23 protein-coding genes are annotated in these 19567 nt (G+C 32.6%); 11 read left to right on the top strand and 12 right to left on the bottom strand.

The genetic code is table 11. From position 1 onward, the window contains the following. On the top strand, positions 1–1081 hold a 1081-nt coding region (gene porQ, locus AC1EUU_RS07375; RefSeq protein ID WP_480200747.1), incomplete at its 5' end, for a type IX secretion system protein PorQ. 1 nt (position 1082) lies between these two features. After that, positions 1083–1790, top strand: a complete 708-nt coding sequence (cmk, locus tag AC1EUU_RS07370) for a (d)CMP kinase (protein ID WP_480200746.1) — start codon at positions 1083–1085, stop codon at positions 1788–1790. A gap of 56 nt (positions 1791–1846) precedes the next feature. Here the strand turns inward: cmk and AC1EUU_RS07365 are convergent, their stop codons facing one another. The 5 genes from AC1EUU_RS07365 to AC1EUU_RS07345 all read right to left on the bottom strand — a co-directional run bounded on the left by AC1EUU_RS07365 (position 1847) and on the right by AC1EUU_RS07345 (position 6321). After that, the gene (locus AC1EUU_RS07365; RefSeq protein WP_480200745.1) at positions 1847–3037 is read right to left on the bottom strand and encodes a retropepsin-like aspartic protease; all 1191 of its coding nucleotides are present in this window, start codon (positions 3035–3037) and stop codon (positions 1847–1849) included. Between the two features lie 119 nt (positions 3038–3156). After that, positions 3157–4461, bottom strand: coding sequence for a M20 metallopeptidase family protein (locus tag AC1EUU_RS07360; protein WP_480200744.1), 1305 nt, complete (start codon positions 4459–4461; stop codon positions 3157–3159). Between the two features lie 68 nt (positions 4462–4529). Beyond that, entirely contained in the window at positions 4530–5120 is a 591-nt protein-coding gene (locus tag AC1EUU_RS07355; RefSeq protein WP_480200743.1) for a Crp/Fnr family transcriptional regulator, read from the bottom strand. An 85-nt stretch (positions 5121–5205) separates the two neighbouring features. After that, positions 5206–5835 carry a 7-carboxy-7-deazaguanine synthase QueE gene (locus tag AC1EUU_RS07350; RefSeq protein ID WP_480200742.1) on the bottom strand — a complete coding sequence of 210 codons (630 nt, stop codon included), beginning with the start codon at positions 5833–5835 and terminating at the stop codon, positions 5206–5208. Then, on the bottom strand, positions 5836–6321 hold the full coding sequence (locus AC1EUU_RS07345) for a RidA family protein (RefSeq protein ID WP_480200741.1): 486 nt from the start codon (positions 6319–6321) through the stop codon (positions 5836–5838). Between the two features lie 118 nt (positions 6322–6439). Here AC1EUU_RS07345 and AC1EUU_RS07340 point away from each other — a divergent pair, with 118 nt between their 5' ends. The 5 genes from AC1EUU_RS07340 to AC1EUU_RS07320 are packed head-to-tail and all read left to right on the top strand — an operon-like array spanning position 6440 to position 10245. After that, entirely contained in the window at positions 6440–7957 is a 1518-nt protein-coding gene (locus AC1EUU_RS07340) for a helicase HerA-like domain-containing protein (protein ID WP_480200740.1), read from the top strand. Between the two features lie 3 nt (positions 7958–7960). Further along, positions 7961–8506 carry a hypothetical protein gene (locus tag AC1EUU_RS07335; protein WP_480200739.1) on the top strand — a complete coding sequence of 182 codons (546 nt, stop codon included), beginning with the start codon at positions 7961–7963 and terminating at the stop codon, positions 8504–8506. Positions 8507–8556: 50 nt separating this feature from the next. After that, a complete protein-coding gene (locus AC1EUU_RS07330) occupies positions 8557–9054 on the top strand; it encodes a YkgJ family cysteine cluster protein (protein WP_480200738.1) in 498 nt (165 codons plus the stop codon). Positions 9055–9059: 5 nt separating this feature from the next. Beyond that, positions 9060–9734, top strand: a complete 675-nt coding sequence (lepB, locus tag AC1EUU_RS07325; RefSeq protein WP_480200737.1) for a signal peptidase I — start codon at positions 9060–9062, stop codon at positions 9732–9734. A gap of 49 nt (positions 9735–9783) precedes the next feature. After that, complete coding sequence (locus AC1EUU_RS07320; RefSeq protein ID WP_480200736.1) at positions 9784–10245, top strand: DUF6174 domain-containing protein; 462 nt, start codon at positions 9784–9786, stop codon at positions 10243–10245. Between the two features lie 6 nt (positions 10246–10251). On the opposite strand, the gene AC1EUU_RS07315 is transcribed toward AC1EUU_RS07320, so the two are convergent. Then, positions 10252–11487, bottom strand: coding sequence for an exo-beta-N-acetylmuramidase NamZ family protein (locus AC1EUU_RS07315; RefSeq protein WP_480200735.1), 1236 nt, complete (start codon positions 11485–11487; stop codon positions 10252–10254). Between the two features lie 5 nt (positions 11488–11492). Between AC1EUU_RS07315 and AC1EUU_RS07310 the strand changes: the two genes are divergently transcribed. Together AC1EUU_RS07310 and lpdA are read left to right on the top strand one after the other, a co-directional pair. Continuing rightward, on the top strand, positions 11493–12728 hold the full coding sequence (locus tag AC1EUU_RS07310; RefSeq protein WP_480200734.1) for an ABC transporter permease: 1236 nt from the start codon (positions 11493–11495) through the stop codon (positions 12726–12728). A gap of 170 nt (positions 12729–12898) precedes the next feature. Beyond that, positions 12899–14272, top strand: coding sequence for a dihydrolipoyl dehydrogenase (lpdA, locus tag AC1EUU_RS07305; RefSeq protein ID WP_480200733.1), 1374 nt, complete (start codon positions 12899–12901; stop codon positions 14270–14272). 143 nt (positions 14273–14415) lie between these two features. On the opposite strand, the gene AC1EUU_RS07300 is transcribed toward lpdA, so the two are convergent. The 4 genes from AC1EUU_RS07300 to AC1EUU_RS07285 all read right to left on the bottom strand — a co-directional run bounded on the left by AC1EUU_RS07300 (position 14416) and on the right by AC1EUU_RS07285 (position 17213). Beyond that, positions 14416–15099, bottom strand: coding sequence for a DUF4386 domain-containing protein (locus AC1EUU_RS07300; protein ID WP_480200732.1), 684 nt, complete (start codon positions 15097–15099; stop codon positions 14416–14418). A 74-nt stretch (positions 15100–15173) separates the two neighbouring features. Then, positions 15174–15416 carry a hexameric tyrosine-coordinated heme protein gene (locus AC1EUU_RS07295; protein ID WP_480200731.1) on the bottom strand — a complete coding sequence of 81 codons (243 nt, stop codon included), beginning with the start codon at positions 15414–15416 and terminating at the stop codon, positions 15174–15176. Between the two features lie 71 nt (positions 15417–15487). Next, entirely contained in the window at positions 15488–16111 is a 624-nt protein-coding gene (locus tag AC1EUU_RS07290) for a Crp/Fnr family transcriptional regulator (RefSeq protein ID WP_480200730.1), read from the bottom strand. 130 nt (positions 16112–16241) lie between these two features. Continuing rightward, complete coding sequence (locus AC1EUU_RS07285; RefSeq protein ID WP_480200729.1) at positions 16242–17213, bottom strand: YitT family protein; 972 nt, start codon at positions 17211–17213, stop codon at positions 16242–16244. A 104-nt stretch (positions 17214–17317) separates the two neighbouring features. Between AC1EUU_RS07285 and AC1EUU_RS07280 the strand changes: the two genes are divergently transcribed. Continuing rightward, entirely contained in the window at positions 17318–17740 is a 423-nt protein-coding gene (locus AC1EUU_RS07280; RefSeq protein ID WP_480200728.1) for a secondary thiamine-phosphate synthase enzyme YjbQ, read from the top strand. A gap of 223 nt (positions 17741–17963) precedes the next feature. Next, the gene (locus AC1EUU_RS07275; protein WP_480200727.1) at positions 17964–18191 is read left to right on the top strand and encodes a hypothetical protein; all 228 of its coding nucleotides are present in this window, start codon (positions 17964–17966) and stop codon (positions 18189–18191) included. 141 nt (positions 18192–18332) lie between these two features. Here AC1EUU_RS07275 and AC1EUU_RS07270 read toward each other — a convergent pair whose 3' ends face one another. After that, positions 18333–18749: a hypothetical protein gene (locus AC1EUU_RS07270; protein WP_480200726.1), complete on the bottom strand. Its 417-nt coding sequence runs from the start codon at positions 18747–18749 to the stop codon at positions 18333–18335. Positions 18750–18864: 115 nt separating this feature from the next. Then, the gene (locus AC1EUU_RS07265) at positions 18865–19560 is read right to left on the bottom strand and encodes a hypothetical protein (RefSeq protein WP_480200725.1); all 696 of its coding nucleotides are present in this window, start codon (positions 19558–19560) and stop codon (positions 18865–18867) included. Positions 19561–19567: the final 7 nt, after the last annotated feature.

The following is a 19567-nucleotide window of genomic DNA, read 5'->3' as shown; positions in this document are numbered from 1 at the left end:
GAATAATTACGTTATAATTTATATTTCTCTTTTCTTTGCGCATTGTATGAGAGTAATTGTAGCATTTCTTTTATGGTTCATTTCTGCCACTTCTTTAGCACAGGTAGGTGGCGAACGCATTTATAATTTTTTAAATGTTACTACTTCAGCAAGACAAGCAGCTTTGGGCGGAGAAACACTTACATTAGTTGACGATATTCATCAAGCCCTTTGGAACCCATCAATGATTAACCCGGAAATTGATAACCAAGTAGGACTGAGCTATGTCGATTTTTTAACAGATGTAAATTACGGATCACTTTCTTTCGCACATTTATTTACCCGAAGAGTAGGAACATTCCATGCAGGGATTACCTTTGTAGATTACGGTAAATTAATTGCTGCTGATGAACAAGGTAACGAAACAGGCACATTTAAGGCCAGAGACTTAGCATTTCAAGTTGGTTATGCATATGAATTACCTTGGCAGAACTTTTATGTTGGTGCTAATTTAAAGTTTATCAATTCAACGATAGAAAATTTTTCCTCAAGCGGAATCGCGGCAGATTTCGCATTGACCTATTATGATGAGTTTAAACCTTATATGTTCTCTGCCGTTATACGTAATATAGGTTATCAGATTTCTGTTTTTGATGAAGAACGGGAAAAACTTCCTTTAGAAATTGCCCTTGGAGCTTCTTATCAACTAGAACACATTCCGCTAAAATGGCATGTAACTATTAATAGCCTGCAAAAATGGAAATTAAGTGTACCGAACCCTTCAGACAGCCAGACTTCCATTGGAGGCGAAACAACAAATGATGATGTTACCTTTTTAGGAAATGCCATACGCCATGTAAGCGTTGGAGCTGAATTTTTTCCTGATAAAGGATTTAACCTAAGATTGGGCTATAATTTTAGACGTGGAAGAGAATTACGATTAACCGAAAGCCGAACTTTTGCTGGATTTACTGCTGGTTTTGGCTTAAAAATGGGTAGATTTAAACTAAATTATGCTTTTAGCAAGTTTCATCCAGAGACAAACACAAATACATTTTCTTTAAATATTGATTTGGCCAGAGAAGGCTTTAAACGTTATTAATTTGAAAAACAAGAATAAAATAATCATTGCTATTGATGGATTTTCTTCAACAGGAAAAAGTACTATTGCAAAGCATCTAGCTAAAGAGTTAAATTACTTATATGTTGATACAGGTGCCATGTACAGGGCTGTGACTTATTATGCCATGCAACATGATTATGTAACTTCTAACTATCTTGATGCAAAGCGATTGATAGCCGATTTAAAAAAAATAAAACTAGAATTTAAGTATAACGGAGATTCAAAATTCTCTGAAATGTATTTGAATAATGAAAATGTTGAACGAGAAATAAGAACAATTAAAGTATCTAAATTTGTTAGTCAAGTCTCTGAAATTTCTGAAGTTCGTAGAAAGCTGGTTGAGCAGCAACAGTTAATGGGCAAAGACAAGGGTCTTGTAATGGATGGACGAGATATTGGCACAGTGGTTTTCCCTGATGCAGAGCTTAAGCTATTTATGACAGCTTCACCTGAAAAGAGAGCTGCTAGACGCTATAAAGAACTACTTGATAAAGGGCATAAAGTAAATTATGAAGAAGTACTGCATAACGTTCAACAACGTGATAGAATTGATTCTACGCGAGAAGACTCACCTTTAAAAAAAGCAAAAGACGCCATAGAATTTGATAACAGCGATATGGGCTTGCGAGAACAATTTGAAAGAGTTTATAGCTTGGCGCTAACAAGAATGGACAAGAAAAACAAGTAATAAGTCTTACGTATCAAATTTATAGGTAAAAACTATTGTTTTTGATCCCTATACTATTATAAATTTTCTATTTTTTTTACTTCTACTTCCTTTCTATTCCCATTGTATTCTACTTCAATTTTTAGTAAATCTTTATTGATAATGTTTTTCCATTTTTTTGACCAAAACTCACATAACTCTCCCGATTGTCCATATTTAGTCAAATCAATATTGTTAATTTTTAAAACTCTAGATTGAGGTTTTATTTTACCAATTAAGCTACTTTTTTCATATATATTGCCGATGGTGATTATTCCCTTATCATAATCTGTAAAAAAACCTACCTCATAGATAATAGGATTAACATAATTTAATTTATTTTTCTCATCTAAAATTAAACTATCATTTTCCCAATCTATAGTAACTGTAAAATTTTGAAAAAACGAGTTCCCCAAAACAGAAGAATTAAGAGGTTTAATTAAAAAATAATATGGCGATTTAAATTTATAATCATTGATATAGAAATGTTCTAGTTTCTTATAATGAGTTACTCCTTCTTTGGCTCCTGAAAAATTAGCTCCTTTTACTCCTATTTTCTTAATTGATGGCTTTTCTTTTAAAACAGTAGTGTCTCCTGTTTGGATAAAACCATTAAATCCGGTATCAAATGTAAAACGTTTATTTTTTTCTCCTACCTTTAAATTTAGATGAATGTTACCGACAATCCCCGAATTCATTTTTATTTTTTTGTGATTATCAGAAACAGTAAACTTTTTACTATCGTCAGAGATTCTAATGACTTTTTTTTGATAATCTATTTGCCAATTTGATTTTCTCATTAAGTTATTTCCGATAAAACCGTCTATCTTTTTACAGCTTATGTATCTTCCAAATTTTGAGATATCCCAAACCATTCCTACAGTTTCTTTGAATGTAATACCACCAATATCTATTGCACCAATTCGAACTCTCTTTACTTTTTTCTTTGAATCTTTACCATTCGAAATTGTTCCTTTTTTTAACCGTTTTAAATTTAATTGATTAACAATTGTTGGGTCTATGAGATTTAATTCAGCTCCAGTATCAAATAAAAAATTGAATTCTTTTCCATCAATTGTCACGGGAATGAAAATAAAACCATTTACATAATCGAAAGGAATTTCTTTAAAATAATCATGATCAGTTACAAATCCTTGTTTTTTATATTTAAAAGTTGCACAACTACTAAGAAGGATAATTAAAGAAATAAGAACTATTCGTTTGCTCATTTTTTGTTAGAATTTTTGGTGTTAATAATTAAATTTTATGCAATCTTTTGAACAAATAATGTTCCAAAAAGAATAGGCATATCTTTTTTCTGTAAATTTTTATTTAAAAGTATGAGAGATTATTCTTTTAGTCTTTCAACTATCATTGAAGAAAAGTAATTTACACCTGTTTTTATACATTCTTCGTCTACAGCAAAGTTAGGTGCATGTGGCATAGAAATAATACCTTTTTCAAAATTAGATCCTCCTAGATAAAAATATACTCCAGGTACATGCTTTTGAAAGAAAGCAAAATCATCACCTCGACCATCAGGCATTTCGCCATATAAAAGAAAGGTATTTTCCCTGCCATAAATCTCTGAAATGCTCTTCATAGATTTCTTAGTTAGGTTTTTATCGTTTACGATATTTGCTCTTCCAGTTTCAAGGTATTCGATTTTAATTAAGTCTTTTGAAAATTTTGACGTACTAAGTTTTTCTTTTAATAAGGGCAAGATAGTATCTAGTTTTTTCATTATGCTCGAACTAATAAAGGTACTTATCGATATCTTTTCATCTGTTTTTTTAACGGAAAAATTTTGATTTACGGTTACATAATTTTTATAAATCGTATTCGGATTAGCAATACCAATATTTGGGTCTAACAAATTTCTATTATCCCAAAATTTGCTTTCTGGTTCAACATTTTGAAAACTAGATATTACTTTTTTTGCATGATCTATAATTGCTTCATCTTTATTAGAACTTTTATAGGATACTTTAAGTACTCGATATTCGGCGAACATCCATTCAGGCTTCGTTGAAATCATTGTTGATGGCATTGGAGCAATATGTGTAGCATATATTTCAGCTGGATTAATAATATCGAACAACCCATCTTTAATCATTGCTTTGGCACCTTTAAAATTTTCTTCAGATGGCTGAAATATGAAATAAACTGTTCCGGTTAAATTTTCTTTTTGACTTGTCAATACATTGGCTATCCCCAGCCCAATGGTTGTGTTAACATCATGGCCACATATATGCCTTACACCTTTATTTTTTGATTTAAAATCTACAACGTCTGGAATATCTGAAGGCATTGCATCTATATCTGATCGCCAAGCAATTTTCTTCCCTGGTCTATTTCCCTTTAGAATACCTACAACTCCATAGCCACCTATGTTAGTTTTAACTTCTAACCCAAGCGATGATAAATACTCTCCTATTTTTTCCGAAGTTCTTTTTTCTTGTTGAGAGACTTCCGGATATTGATGAAAATCTCTACGAATTTTGATGAGACTATCAAAAATAATTTCCGTTTGTTCTTGAATATTTTTATGAATTAATATCTTCTCTTTAGAGGTTTGACATGAGGCGAGAAATCCGATAAAAAAAGAGAAAATTATGAAAGCATTCTGAGGATTAATTTTAGTTAAAGACATATTTAAAGTATTGATATTACAAACATTAAATATTTTACGATTATACACCTGTCACATTTGTGACATAATTATTTTTTAGCAAGTTTGCTTCGTATTCTACTTAGCGATTGGCGCTCAATACCTAAAAAAGAAGATAAATGAGAAAGACTAATTCTATTTATGATATCTTTATTATTCTTAATAAAACTTAGATACCGTTCTTCTGCCGTATTAAATAAAAAGCCTTCCACTCTGTCATTTAATATAGTTAAAACCTCTTCTGCGGTTAAACGGCCATATTTTTCACCATTTTTAAACCTATTGTAACTCTCCTGAATAACTTCATAGGGTAATTTAATAATAATAGAAGGTTCTAAACATTCCATAAAATATTTTGAGGGTCGCTGCTTTATAAAGGCAGGATAATCGGTTGCATAACTATTTTCTTTTGCAAAGCCTGTTGTTATTTTATTTCCTTTATCGTTAATATAATACCGCCTTAAAAGTCCCTTACAAATAAACCCCATCTCCTTTTGAATCTCACCTCTTTTAAGGAAAAATTCTTTTTTTTCGAACTCACATATAGAAATGTAGGGTCTAATAAAATCTATTTCTTCTTTAGATGAATTAGAGAATAATTTGATATAAGAATCGTAATACTTCTCATATTCTTTTTTCATTTTATTCTTATTTAATTGTTAAGTAAAAATTCAATATAAAGAGATGTACATTAAAAAAATAGAACAATGATGCAACATTTAAAATTTAAGGAATATTCAAATACTTATGGGTTTGTAGCGAAATTTTCCATTTTGGGTTTTTCATTACATAATCTACCAAAAGTGGTGTCATTTTTTCTTGCTTGCTCCACTCAGGTTGTAAAAATAATTGACAATTCTCATTTACTTTTGCTGCCTGCTCTTCAGCAAACATAAAATCATTTGTATTATAAACAATCATTTTCAGCTCATGAGCTTGCTCATAAATTTCATCTAACGGAAGTTTTGTTTTTTTGGGTGAAAGACAAACCCAATCCCAAACACCAGTTAATTCGTAAGCACCAGAGGTTTCAATATGCGTTTTAATGTTATTCTTCTGAAGGTTTTTAGTTAAATAAGACATATCCCACATTAATGGTTCACCTCCAGTAATTACCACTGTATTTGAATATTTTTTAGCATTATTAACAATGCTATTAGCTTCAGTCGGAGGATGTAAATCTGCATTCCAGCTTTCTTTCACATCACACCAATGACAACCAACATCACAACCTCCAATCCTAATGAAATAAGCAGCGGTTCCTGTATGATACCCTTCACCTTGAATTGTATAGAACTCTTCCATTAATGGAAGCATTTCACCTCTATCGATTAATTCTTTTATTTTTTTATCCATTTATTTAACGGCAGCGATTACATCGATCTCAATTTTTGCATCGATTACTAAATCGGCCACAAAGGTAGTTCTTGCGGGTTTATTTTTAGGAAAATACTGACGAAAAACTTCATTAAAATCTGCAAAATCATTTTTATCAGTTAAAATCACAGTACATTTTGAAACATGTTCCAGATCTGAGCCGTTAGCCTCTAAAACATCTTTAATATTTTCTAATGCCTGTGTGGCCTCAGCTTTTATTCCACCATGTGCAATCTTTAAAGAGTCATTATTAAAACCCACTTGGCCAGTTAAAAATAGAATATCACCAATACGAACGGCGTCTGAATAAGGAGCACTTTTTCTACGTTCAATTTTAGATTCTAAAAAATCAATTTTAGATTTTTCAATAGTAACGATTTCTTGAGTTTCTTCTTTTTTGATAGTATCACAACCAAAAAAAGTAAGTACGGTTAAAAGGCCAACGAATAGTAGTAGTTTTTTCATGATTTTAAAATTAGTTGTAACGAAGATACAAAACACCCGTATTTTAATTAAAGTGTTAATTTTTGTTTTGGCATTTTTAATCTTATTTTTATGACTTCAATCAAACAGAACACTTTAAATGAGTAAAAGCGAAGAATTTTTTAATTATATAAACGAAGGTTATAAAACCAAAGGAGAATTTCTTACTCTGGGTTCAGCCATGTTAGGTGAAGAAACAATTACTGAAGCCTTTATAAAAGTTCCTTTAAAAACATTGAATCGACATGGTTTAATAGCTGGAGCAACTGGTACGGGTAAAACAAAAACGTTACAAGTATTGGCTGAAAATTTATCCGATCAGGGGATTCCTGTTTTATTAATGGATGTAAAAGGAGATTTAAGTGGTTTAGCACAACCAAGCCCTGGACACCCTAAGATTGATGAAAGGCATCAAAAAATAGGTTTACCTTTTGATGCAAAATCTTTTCCGGTTGAAATTTTAACAATTTCTGAGCAAGATGGCACACGTATGCGTGCTACGGTTTCAGAATTTGGCCCAGTCTTATTATCCAGAATTCTCGATTTAACAGAAACGCAAAGTGGTATTGTTGCGATCCTATTTAAATACTGCGACGATAAAAAATTACCTCTTTTAGATTTAAAAGATTTTAAAAAAGTTATTCAATTCGCAACCAGTGAAGGTAAAGAGGAATTACAACAAGAGTATGGCCGTATTTCTACAGCATCAACGGGAGCAATTCTTAGAAAGATCGTTGAAATTGAGCAACAAGGAGGTGATTTATTCTTTGGCGAACGTTCATTTGATGTACAAGATTTAACCAGAATTGATGAAAATGGAAGAGGCGTTATTTCTGTTCTTCGCTTAACAGATATTCAAGATAAGCCAAAATTATTTTCAACGTTTATGCTACAATTGTTAGCAGAAATTTATGGAACATTTCCAGAACAAGGAGATTCTGGCAGACCAGAATTGGTGCTTTTTATTGATGAGGCACATTTAGTGTTCGAAGAGGCTTCTAAGGCATTATTGGCTCAGATTGAAAGTATTGTAAAATTAATTCGATCTAAAGGAGTAGGGGTGTACTTTGTTACACAAAACCCTAAAGATGTTCCAGAAGATGTATTAGCACAATTAGGATTAAAAATTCAACATGCTTTACGTGCATTTACTGCAAAAGATAGAAGAGCAATAAAGTTAACCGCAGAGAATTACCCTGATTCTGAATACTACGATACAAAGGAAGTATTAACAAGTTTAGGTATCGGAGAAGCATTGGTATCTGCCTTAAACGAAAAAGGAATTCCAACACCTTTGGCTAGGACAATGTTGCGTGCTCCTATGAGTAGAATGGATGTTTTAACCCCGAAGGAGCTAAAGGACCAAATCGCAAAATCAAAAATTGCTAAGGGATATAATGAAGAGATTGATCGTGAAAGTGCATATGAAATCTTAAATGGCAAAATAGAGAAGATTAATGAGCAAGAAGAAAAAGAACGAAAAGTTAAAGAAGCGGCTAAAACCAGAGGCAGAACAACAACTAGAAGAAGCACACGAATGAATCCGATCTTAAAAGTAGTAACCAGTGCAACATTCATAAGAGGTGTACTTGGAGTTTTAAAAAAAGTAATAAAATAAAAAATGAAGAAGTTTTTGTTAGTAGCGTTGGTAGCAATAATGTTTGTACAATGCAAAAAAGAGGATAGACATACAATAGCAAGCGGGCAGTTAGGAATGCTAACTTCAAATACACAAGTGTATGAACTAAAAGATTTATTTAAGAAAGATTCTTTAGTTAGTAGAACGGGAGAAGGGGAGTTCGCCGATGCTTCATTCGACGAGCATCTGGTTTATGAAAAAGGAGGGAAGCACTTGCTGACTTTAATTCCTAAGCAACAGCACGATTCAACATCAGTTATTGAAAGTATACAAATTTTTGACAAACGCTATAAAACGGTAAAAGGCTTAAACCTAAGCTCTACCTTTAAAGATATTGTAGAAAATTATACAGTTAATAAAGTAGAGTCTACACCTGCATCTGCAGTTTTATTTATTGATGAATTAAATGTAACGATAGCCATTGATAAAAAAGATTTAGGGATAGGCGAATTTAATTTTCAAAAAGTACGATTGGATCAAATACCTGATTTAGCCAAGATTAAATACTTTACACTTTGGTTTGATTAATAAGTGAATTGCTAGCTATAAATTCTAGTAATTTCGATCTAAACTTTTATATGGAAGAACAGCTCAATAACTTACCAAGAAAAGCTAAAGAGAAATATGCCGAGACTAAAAAGTATTTTACCAAACTAAAGAAGAAAAACCCGAAGCGTTTAGATCTTTTAATGCAACAGCTGCATGATGAAGAATTTGAAACGACAGACTGTTTAACTTGTGCAAATTGTTGTAAAACAACAAGTCCAATATTTACTGATAAAGATATTGCTCGAATTGCAAAGCACTTTCGCATGAAAGAACATCAATTTATTGAGAAATATTTACACCGTGATGAAGATGATTTTATGGTACTTCATAGTGCACCATGTACTTTTTTAGATGAATCTGACAACACTTGTTTTATTTATGATATACGACCAAAAGCTTGTGCAGAATACCCACATACGAATCGTAAAAAATTTGCTCAGTTAACGAGTTTGACTTTAAAGAATACAGAGGTATGTCCGGCTGTATTTAATATCGTTGAAGAACTAAAGAAGAACCTACCTTTATAGCTATAATGAAGTCACTTAAAATTGTAATTATTACTTTAATTATACTCTATTCTATTGCGGAAATTTCGGGTGCATTTAAATTCTATAATAATCCTTCTACTGCTAATGAGCCAAATTTAAAGATGAATTCAAAGATGTTGGTCTCTAATTTATTTTCTCCTAAAGTAGGAGATTTTATCTGTTTTAAGCACGAAGATGACTATTTCGGTAAATTTATTAAAGTAAATAGGCTTTGCGGGCAGGGGAAGGATACTATTGAAATAAAAGATGGCGTACTTTATGTAAATGGAAAGAATGTGGATAAGGACTTAAATTTAGTTCATAATTATATTATCGAAGAAAAAGATTTTATGGAATTGGAAGGCGACGGATTTATCAACAAAGAATTAAACGGAGCAAAAATTGATAGTAATAGTTATTTAGTATCTCTAGAGAAGAAAATAGCAACCAAATATCAATTACATTCTAAACAAAACATTATATCTGTAGGAGAAGGGAAAGGGAAAATATATAAAGGATTTGATCAGAGATGGAGTAAAGATAATTTTGGCCCTGTTGTGGTGCCTAAAGGCAAGTTTTTCGTTTTAGGTGATAATAGAGCTAATTCTATGGACTCTAGATCAATTGGGTTTAAAGATGTTGATGATGTGATTGGAATAGTAATTTATCCTAGAGAATAATACAAGCAACCAATTTCTTTTTCGAACATCTTATCTGCAAACAATAAACATGAAAAAGGTTTTATTTCTTCTGGCAGCCACATTACTTTTTATTTCTTGTACTTCAGATGATGATGGTGAATTTACTGAGCTAATGAAAAATCGTCAGTTATGGGATTCATCTGGGATAGATACTTATTTTTGGACAGAAAATATAAGCTGTTTTTGTGGAGGAGTATTAGAACGTAAATTAATGGTAATTAGTAACGTTAAGAATAGTGTAGTATTTGATGAATCTCATTTACCGCCTACACAAACGGCTGAAGATATTTTAAATGACACCAATAGTATATTGGAGGCTTTTGATTTAATTAAAACCATAATAGATCAAAACCCCGCTTCTCTTGTTGTTGAATATAATGGCGAGTATGGATTTCCTACGCTAATCAGTGTTGATTATGATTTTCAGATTGCCGATGACGAAATAGTATATAGTTATTCTGATTTCGGACTTCCGCTTATAACAAACTAACACAGTCTAGTTAGGATAAATTAGGTACTTATTTCTAATTTTTTTAAACTTTTCTAGGTCTATTTGCCAAGTCTTTTTTATCTCTTCTGCCGATAAGCCTTGTTCTATTTGTTCTTGTAATTTGGTAGTGCCTGCATGTATAGTAAATGTAGTACCAAAAAACTTTTCTGATTTGGGTGTTCGCTTATAAGCATCTATTAGCCATTTTAAATTAACAATGTTTAAATGCTTTTCATTTCTTAGGTCAATACCGTTGCAATTTTCACCTTTATGTTTTGGGTATTTCGCACCAAAATTTGCTTTTGGCGTATAACTAAAATCGGTGGGTTCAAAAAAAGGGGCGCCATAAATTTGAAATTGCATTTCGGTTCCGCGCCCGGCATTAATAGTTGTACCTTCAAAAAAACCAAGGCTAGGATATAAATTAATTGCTTTGGTATTTGGTAAATTCGGTGATGGTCTTATTGCTAAATCATACTTCGTTGTATGCGTATAATTCTGTAAGGGAATTACAGTTAAGTCGCACTTATCGCCATTTTTTAACCAACCCTCATTATTGATCATTTGAGCGTATTCACCAATAGTCATTCCATATACCAATGGAATAGGGTTTAACCCTAGAAAACTTTTGTGTTCAAGCTCGAGTGTTGGTCCGTCAACATAATGTCCATTTGGATTTGGCCTATCAAGAACTACCACCGGAATTTTGGCTTCGGCGCACGCTTCCATAATATATTGTAGTGTTGCTATATAAGTATAAAATCGAACACCAACATCTTGAATGTCGAAAACAACAATATCTAAACCTTTTAATTGCTCTTGAGAAGGTTTTTTACTTTTACCATGCAATGAAATAATGGATAACCCCGTTTTTGTGTCTTTTCCATCATCAATATGTTCGCCAGCATCTGCTTTTCCTCGAAAACCATGTTCAGGAGCAAAAACTTTCACTATTTTTATTTGTCTTGAAAGTAAACTATCAATTAGATGTGTATAAGAATGATCTTTCTTAAAAATTACTGAAGTTTGATTGGCTACCACACCTACATTTTTCTGTTTTAAAAGATCTAAGTATGCTTTTGTATTGTTAGCACTTATAATAACTTCTTTCTTTTGTTGTTTAGTTGCGTCCTCAGCAATTTGGGTCTCTTTTTTTGAGGTTTGTGACTTGCAGGAAATCAATATAAAAAGAGAAAATAAAACCGAAAAGAAATATGTACTTTTGAACCACCTATTAATCATCTACATTGAATTACGAGTTATTTATAGCAAAGCGAATCATTGCTGCTAAACAGTATAAAAGTAGTGTTTCGTCTCCAATAATAAAAATAGCTATTGCGGCCATCGTTTTAGGTATAGTTATTATGATGATTTCTATTGCTACGAGCCTTGGATTAAAACATAAGATTAAAGAAAAAATATCTGGATTTAATGGGCATATTCAGATAACAAATTATGAGGATAATAATTCGCAGATTACGGTTAATCCTATTCCAATTGAGCAAGATTTTTATCCTGATTTTACTTCAGTTGAAGGTGTTAAGAGTGTTCAAACGTATGCCACTAAAGGTGGTGTAATTCGTACCGAAACGGATTTTGAAGGTATTATTCTAAAAGGGGTTTCGCATGACTTTGACTGGTCTTTTTTTAAAGATTATTTGGTCAACGGCAAGCTATTAACTACTAGCGATGAAATGTCAAGTGAGGTACTTGTTTCTAAAATTACAGCAGACAGGCTTGGCTTTAAAGTGGGAGACACCTTCAACACCTTTTTCGTAAAAGATGATCCAAGTAAAGCCCCAAATGTACGTGTATTTACTATAGCTGGAATCTATAGTTCCGGATTTCAAGAGTTTGATGAAAATTATGTAATTGGAGATATTAAACAAATTCAGAGGCTTAATAAATGGAGTCAAAATCAAGTTGGAGGTTTTGAAGTTTTACTTAAGAATTTTGATGAATTAAAATTTAAAGGCGAAGAAGTTTATCAAAATGTGGGTTCAACGTTAAATGCTCAAACTATTGGTGAAAAGTACCCTGCTATTTTTGAGTGGATGGATCTATTTGATGTAAATACATATGTTATTTTGGGTATCATGATTTTAATTGCGGGTATTAATATGATTACAGCTTTATTGGTTTTAATACTAGAACGCACCCAAATGATTGGAATTTTAAAGGCGTTGGGAAATTCAAATTGGAGCATTCGAAAGATATTTTTGTATAACGCTGCTTACTTAATTGCAGTGGGTTTATTTTGGGGTAATGTTATTGGAATTAGTATTCTATTAATTCAAAAGTATTTTGGCGTAATTAAATTAAATCCTGAAACTTATTATGTAAATCAAGCGCCTGTATATTTAGATGCAGGCTATATTGTTTTATTAAATGTTGGTACCTTAGTTTTATGCTTACTAATGCTTCTAATACCTTCTTATATTGTTAGTAAAATTAGCCCGGTAAAAGCTATTAAGTTTGATTAGTTTTAATAATTATTATGAGTTCATATGGAAGTAAACTACTTATTTATTGGTAATTTATTGTGCGTTACTGGCATTGAAGAAAAAGAACATAAAAACCCATAAAAAATACCTAAATTTGTGCTTCCAAAAATCAGCATAACGAATAACTCTTTAAAGATAAAATTTACGAAATGAAATACGATATTATAGTTTTAGGAAGTGGCCCAGGCGGATATGTAACTGCTATCAGAGCTTCTCAATTAGGCTTTAAAACTGCTATTGTAGAAAAAGAAAGCCTTGGAGGTGTTTGCTTGAACTGGGGGTGTATACCTACGAAAGCCTTATTGAAATCTGCTCAGGTATTTGAATATCTTAAACATGCCGAGGCATATGGTTTATCTGTAAAAGATGCCGATAAAGATTTTGAAGCCGTTGTAAAACGTAGTAGAGGTGTTGCAGAAGGAATGAGTAAGGGGGTTCAGTTCTTAATGAAGAAAAATAAGATTGATGTACTCGAAGGTTTTGGTAAATTAAAACCGGGTAAGAAAATTGATGTTGAGGGGAAAGAATACAGTGCTGATCATATTATTATTGCCACTGGTGCTCGCTCTCGTGAATTACCAAGTTTGCCTCAAGATGGAAAAAAAGTAATTGGATATCGTGAGGCTATGGTATTGCCTAAGCAACCTAAGAAAATGATTGTTGTAGGCTCTGGTGCCATTGGTGTTGAGTTTGCATATTTCTATAACTCTATGGGTACTGAAGTCACAATTGTAGAGTTTATGCCTAATGTTGTACCGGTAGAAGATGAAGAAGTATCAAAACAATTAGAGCGTAGCTTTAAAAAGAGCGGAATTAAAATTATGACTTCAGCTGAGGTTACTTCTGTTGATACTTCAGGTAAAGGGGTAAAAGCAACAGTAAAAACCAAGAAAGGCGAAGAAGTGTTAGAGGCTGATGTTGTTTTATCTGCGGTTGGTATTAAAACCAATATTGAAAATATTGGATTAGAAGATGTAGGGATTGTGGTAGATAGAGATAAGATTTTAGTAAACGATTTTTACCAAACGAATATACCTGGGTACTATGCTATTGGTGATGTAACTCCAGGCCAAGCATTAGCACATGTTGCTTCTGCAGAAGGAATTTTATGTGTTGAGAAAATTGCGGGACAGCACGTGGAAGCCTTGGATTATGGTAATATACCTGGATGTACTTATTGTACACCAGAAATTGCTTCTGTAGGATTAACAGAGAAGCAAGCTAAGGAAGAGGGCTATGATATTAAGGTTGGAAAGTTTCCATTCTCAGCATCTGGTAAAGCAAGTGCCGGTGGTAATAAAGACGGTTTTGTAAAAGTAATTTTTGATGCAAAGTATGGTGAATGGTTAGGTTGTCATATGATTGGTGCTGGTGTTACCGATATGATTGCTGAGGCTGTATTGGGTAGAAAGTTAGAAACTACAGGGCATGAAGTTCTTAAAGCAGTACATCCACATCCAACAATGAGTGAGGCCGTTATGGAAGCAGTAGCCGCTGCTTATGATGAAGTGATACATCTTTAATAATCATTGCTTAACTAAAATTTGTTGAGTCGAAACAATCTATAAATTGTTTTACATAAAGTATTAAAAAGCCAAAGTGAAAACTTTGGCTTTTTACTTTAATTCAATGGTGTTCATTTTATCTTTTGTTCTAAATGAAAAAATTAATTGATAGCATTGTACTTCTCTGTTTTGAACCCCACAATAAGTAAGAAAATAATAAAACTTAATACAAAGATGCCGTTTTGAACAAATAAATAGAACGATACGGGTACTTCAAATAGCTGTAAAGAACCACCGGCAAACACAATCATTTGTGCTAATATTCCCCAAGTAGCTAACCACTTTGGTACTAAAGTGGTCTTCAATAGAAAGTAATATAAAATGCCGCCACCAATAGCATAGCACATCAATAATAAAAAATGGGCCCAATAATAAGCGCTGTGATGCATAGCGGCCAGCGTTGTGAAATTTGATAAGCTAGTTACTGAAGCTGAGCTATACTCGGACGCTACGGTTAATAAAGAAGTATGAATAACATTACTAATAGTAATAATCGAAAAACTTAGTAAAGCAATTCCAATATAGGCAACCGCTAAACGTGAGCTGTATTTTTTAACAACCGGATAAAGATAGATTGCAATTAAAACAGAAATTGCACTTCCGAGCATATCTAAACCAATTGCTAACTTCATTTGATCACTGTTGACAACTAAATGATCTAAGAATTCTTTGCTATTAGATGCTACGCCAGCCAGCCCTCGCGTAGCGGTGCCCCAAGCTCCGGCAATCATATTTAACAAAAAAAGGATACCTACTATACGACCTGTATTTCTGGTAATCTGCATGATGAAAAATTTAGTTAGTTATTCTTATTAGTGTCAGATCACCCGATATCGTTACATAAAATTTAATTGCATATTTATTGTCTCCAGTAATTGTTTGCTTTGGCAATAATGGCAAACTCTGTAGCTACCGTTTGACCAATAGCAATTAGCATATTGGCATCATTGGCATATGTTGGCCGAAGTTTTTCGCGAATTTGGGCATCTGGCTGTGTAATTTTTATGGTAAGCCTAGCAATTTTTATAGCTAACACTCGGCCTTCTTCTGGGGTTTTGGTAATTAAAGAGTTACCAGGAATTAAAGTTGTTTGCGCCGTCATAATACATTGATTTTAAATTAATACATCAAAATTAAATTCTGTATAATTAGAAATCGGTGATATGTGTCACACTACCGCACTTTTATTTTTCTACCTATTTGCTCAACTTTATTATCAATTCCTAATTTTTTAAGTAATCGACTTATAACTTCCCTCGATGTACCTAAGTCTATAGCAATTTCTTGATGAGAGATGCTCAATAACATTGCATTAGTAAGTTTAGATTTTGTTTTTAAATAATTATACAAACGCTCCTCAAGATTGTAGCATATAATTTGTTTCGTTGTGTCTAAAAGATCATTGTAATGTCGTTGATAGTCTTTAATAACTAGGCTACTGAGCGAAGGATATTTAGTTAGCCAAATTTTTACACGTTCTATTGGAAGTAATAATAATTGTGCCGATGACTCAGTGATCGCAGAAAATGATGCGTATTCATTGCTAAATAAATGCGCAAAACTATAAATGCAAGAACCTCCTGAAGAAATATAATAAAGAAGCAACTGAACAGAACTTTCAACACGATACACTTTCACCGTTCCGTTGATTACAATTGGCAAATATTTCACAAAATGACCCTGTTGAACAATATAGTCCCCTGGTAAATAATTTTTTAACAATGAGTGTTTTTCTATTTCAATAAGTAGCTCTTTATCAAAATTTGGATAACATTCTTTTAGAAAATCAGATTTCAAAATATAGTATTTATAATACAATCAAACTTATTAAGAATCTTTTGATCTTTCAACAAGTAGATCCTAATTTAACTCATAAAAAAGTTTGTAATGAGTTCTGTTTACCTACTTTCGGTATAAGGCCATTTAATTATTTTACAAAAACCCGTTTCTTAATCATACCACCTTTGGTATCTTTTATACTTTGTTTAAACACAAAGGCGTTAGAATCTATTTTATCGATTTCGGTTTGCAATCGGGCTATTTCGAGCCGGGTTACAATGGTGTAAAGAATGTTAAGATCACGTCGCTCTTCACTGCTTTTACCATATCCGCCTTCTCCTTTGTAGATGGTAACTCCACGACCTAGTTTTTCGGTAATCATAATTCGTAATTTTTCACTTTCCTTAGAAATAATGGTTATACCGGTATATTCTTCAACACCTTCGATGACGAAATCTACGGTTTTAGACGCAGCAAAATAAGTGAGCATGGCGTAGAGTGCAACTTCTACAGAAAGAATATATGCACCTGCCAAGAAAATGAGAATATTAAATAACAGTATAACGTCACCAATGGTTAATCCTGTTTTTTTACTGAGGTAAATCGCAAGTACTTCGGTGCCATCGATTACGGCACCGCCTCTAATGGCTAAGCCAATTCCGGCACCTAAAAAGAAGCCGCCAAAAACGGCGATTAACAATTTATCTGAAGTGATAATAGGATAAGGTACAAGGTATAAGATCAAAGCTAAACCCAAAATCGCAAGAGCACTTTTTAAAGCAAAGCGAGGCCCAATATGAAAATATCCTAAAATAATAAAAGGTAAATTCACTAAAACTACAAGTATGGAGAGTGATAAAATTGTCGTTTCAGAAATTAGTAATGAAATGCCCATGGCACCGCCATCAATAAAATTATTTGGCAGTAAAAACCCTTTAAGCCCAAACCCGGCAAAGAAAATACTTAGAAGAATGAAGAAAATATCATGTGCTTTATGCCATATATTTACGCGAAGTAATTTGGCTTCCTTTGCAAGCTTTCTGTTAGTACTAATATCTCTTTCTTTTTTGAACTTTCGTTTTGCTAGAACGATGCTTATTTTTTGCCAAAATGATTTCATAAAAAGTAATGTGTTTTACAAAAAGTTTATTTTTATTGAGACTGTTACTAAGTTACCTGATTTTAATTTAAAATTGATAATTTCAATATCAAATTCTAACACCAATGAAAATAGTTCAAAAAGAATTTCGTTTACCCGCCTTTAACCGAGGATATCACCTAATTACTAATTTAGTGTTAGAAAAGACTCCTGAATTACGTCAGATTAAACAAGGAGTTTGTCAAATATTCATAAAGCATACTTCGGCTAGTTTAACCATTAATGAAAATGCTGATTCAACAGTTAGGCAAGATTTTGAAAGCCATTTAAACGTAATGGTGCCTGAGAATGCACCTTATTATAAACATACTTTTGAAGGCCCTGATGATATGCCGGCTCATATTAAAGCATCACTAATGGGGGCTTCGGTGCAAATTCCTATTTCTAATGGAAGATTAAATCTTGGTACTTGGCAAGGAATTTACCTTTGCGAACATAGAGATTATGGTGGTTCTAGAGAATTGGTTGTAACTATTTTTGGAACATAAATCTCTTGATCTCCAGACTTAAATTTTAATAGGTAAAACCCCCTTTTTTTACTACAGGTAATTCCCTTTGTTAAACAGGTAAATACCTCTTGCAGCAAACAAGTGTTTAGCTGTACTTTTACCACATAATAGTTGACTATTATAGGTCTTACTTTTTATGCGTAAAGATTACCGCTATTAAGTACGATTAAACGGATGAATAGTAATCACAATAAAAATTGTTATGGCTACAGAAATAGTAACCGATTATTGGTTGAATTATAAGCCCGCAACTCAAACTGTTCGAGTTTGGATTAAGACGGCGGCCAGTGGTTGGAACCTCGTTAATGAACTAGCTTCGGAAAAAGCTGTTTTTTTAAGTGATATGTTACGTAACGAAAAGCCTGTTTTTTGGATAACGGGTAATGTTGCTTTACATACAAAAGAAGAACCACCAGGAGAAGCTGAATAGGCTTCCTATTTGGGATACGTTGGATAGGTACTGTCTTAAAAAATAGTGCCTATCTTTAAAATAATTCCCCTCTGATAGTTGTTTTTTTAATGGTCGTAGAACAATGAAAATTCAAAAAAGATCAAATGGAAGTTAAAATAATTAGCCAAACGCCAATAAATCGGGTTCTAGATATTCGATTTTTGCTTTGGCATCCGTAAAAATATTCTTACTGTAATGCTTTTTAAGTAAGCTTTTAAAATTATTTTTTAATCTTGGGAATTCCGCTAGCATACCTCTAAAATCCATAGCCTTCGTTTTTTGCATAAAATGATGCACAACATGTGCAGATGCTATGGTAAGTGTTTTATTAAACTTGGTGCCATCTCCATATTTATTATCAAATTCAATTATCTGTTGACTAATATTTCTAATAGCTTTTTTAACACCGTATTTTTTAATGTGAATATATGCTAATCTTAAGTGGGCTTCATGAGTGAAATAGCATTCTGGGAGCATACAGCTCTCAAACTTTTCTTCAAACTCATCATTGGTTAGTAGATGATGTTTTTCAGTCATAGTTGGTAGGTTTAAGTAACTTAAACTTTTCCATTAGCTTGACGAATTTAATCTTTTTTATTTAATATCCAAATTATTTAACAGCTTGATCAATAGATATATCTGTTAATAAATTCTATTTTTTTGTTAATTGCCGAATGGCTACTAAATGACAAAACAAGACAACAGGTACTATAAATGCTGGTAACAACACATATGGAGCATACAAAACCGCAATATTTGGTTGGTCGAAAGCGAGTTGTTGAAAATTAAATGGCGCAGAAAGTAATGCATTTACTACAATAAATAATAAAAGTGCGAGACACACTACATTCCACAATAACAATATAGCTTTGTTAATACGAAGTTTTTTAATTCCAAAATATGCTATAAATGGAGCTGTTATGCCCGCTAGAATATCGTAGTTTCTACCTGCAAAAGTCATGAGATCGGGAATGGTTTTATACAATGCCAACGCATATAGTATAATTTCAACTGGTATTCGTACCACATGTAGGAGTGTAGATTCATACATAGGTAAGCTATCAATATATCTTTTTCCTTTTTTCGTGCTGAATAAATATGTTATAAATACTAAAACTGGACCGAATATATAAATGAATGGAGGTGGAGTAGTTCTCGTATTTTCAAAATATAATCCATAGGTAGTGATTATATATTGTGCTAGTATCCAAATAGAGAGTGCGAGACATATTCTAGTGGTGAGATGACTATATTCTGATGATTTTTTTAGAACCCTATAGAAGAGATAAAATGTTAGTAAGGTTGTGCCAATAAAGGCCAGATCTAAACTTAAAGGTAGGTTCTCCATAATGCAT

Source organism: Maritimimonas sp. 2205BS37-2, from assembly GCF_056591755.1.
The sequence above is the reverse complement of the archived record's forward strand: the minus strand, read 5'-3'. Positions and strand labels throughout refer to the sequence as shown.

Bases quoted from the DNA above. Each gene is read 5' to 3' on its own strand.
- AC1EUU_RS07365 (WP_480200745.1), bottom strand. From the start codon at position 3,037: ATGAGCAAACGAATAGTTCTTATTTCTTTAATTATCCTTCTTAGTAGT.
- AC1EUU_RS07360 (WP_480200744.1), bottom strand. From the start codon at position 4,461: ATGTCTTTAACTAAAATTAATCCTCAGAATGCTTTCATAATTTTCTCT.
- AC1EUU_RS07355 (WP_480200743.1), bottom strand. From the start codon at position 5,120: ATGAAAAAAGAATATGAGAAGTATTACGATTCTTATATCAAATTATTC.
- AC1EUU_RS07350 (WP_480200742.1), bottom strand. From the start codon at position 5,835: ATGGATAAAAAAATAAAAGAATTAATCGATAGAGGTGAAATGCTTCCA.
- AC1EUU_RS07345 (WP_480200741.1), bottom strand. From the start codon at position 6,321: ATGAAAAAACTACTACTATTCGTTGGCCTTTTAACCGTACTTACTTTT.
- AC1EUU_RS07340 (WP_480200740.1), top strand. From the start codon at position 6,440: ATGAGTAAAAGCGAAGAATTTTTTAATTATATAAACGAAGGTTATAAA.
- AC1EUU_RS07335 (WP_480200739.1), top strand. From the start codon at position 7,961: ATGAAGAAGTTTTTGTTAGTAGCGTTGGTAGCAATAATGTTTGTACAA.
- AC1EUU_RS07330 (WP_480200738.1), top strand. From the start codon at position 8,557: ATGGAAGAACAGCTCAATAACTTACCAAGAAAAGCTAAAGAGAAATAT.
- lepB (WP_480200737.1), top strand. From the start codon at position 9,060: ATGAAGTCACTTAAAATTGTAATTATTACTTTAATTATACTCTATTCT.
- AC1EUU_RS07320 (WP_480200736.1), top strand. From the start codon at position 9,784: ATGAAAAAGGTTTTATTTCTTCTGGCAGCCACATTACTTTTTATTTCT.
- AC1EUU_RS07315 (WP_480200735.1), bottom strand. From the start codon at position 11,487: ATGATTAATAGGTGGTTCAAAAGTACATATTTCTTTTCGGTTTTATTT.
- lpdA (WP_480200733.1), top strand. From the start codon at position 12,899: ATGAAATACGATATTATAGTTTTAGGAAGTGGCCCAGGCGGATATGTA.
- AC1EUU_RS07300 (WP_480200732.1), bottom strand. From the start codon at position 15,099: ATGCAGATTACCAGAAATACAGGTCGTATAGTAGGTATCCTTTTTTTG.
- AC1EUU_RS07295 (WP_480200731.1), bottom strand. From the start codon at position 15,416: ATGACGGCGCAAACAACTTTAATTCCTGGTAACTCTTTAATTACCAAA.
- AC1EUU_RS07285 (WP_480200729.1), bottom strand. From the start codon at position 17,213: ATGAAATCATTTTGGCAAAAAATAAGCATCGTTCTAGCAAAACGAAAG.
- AC1EUU_RS07280 (WP_480200728.1), top strand. From the start codon at position 17,318: ATGAAAATAGTTCAAAAAGAATTTCGTTTACCCGCCTTTAACCGAGGA.
- AC1EUU_RS07275 (WP_480200727.1), top strand. From the start codon at position 17,964: ATGGCTACAGAAATAGTAACCGATTATTGGTTGAATTATAAGCCCGCA.
- AC1EUU_RS07270 (WP_480200726.1), bottom strand. From the start codon at position 18,749: ATGACTGAAAAACATCATCTACTAACCAATGATGAGTTTGAAGAAAAG.
- AC1EUU_RS07265 (WP_480200725.1), bottom strand. From the start codon at position 19,560: ATGGAGAACCTACCTTTAAGTTTAGATCTGGCCTTTATTGGCACAACC.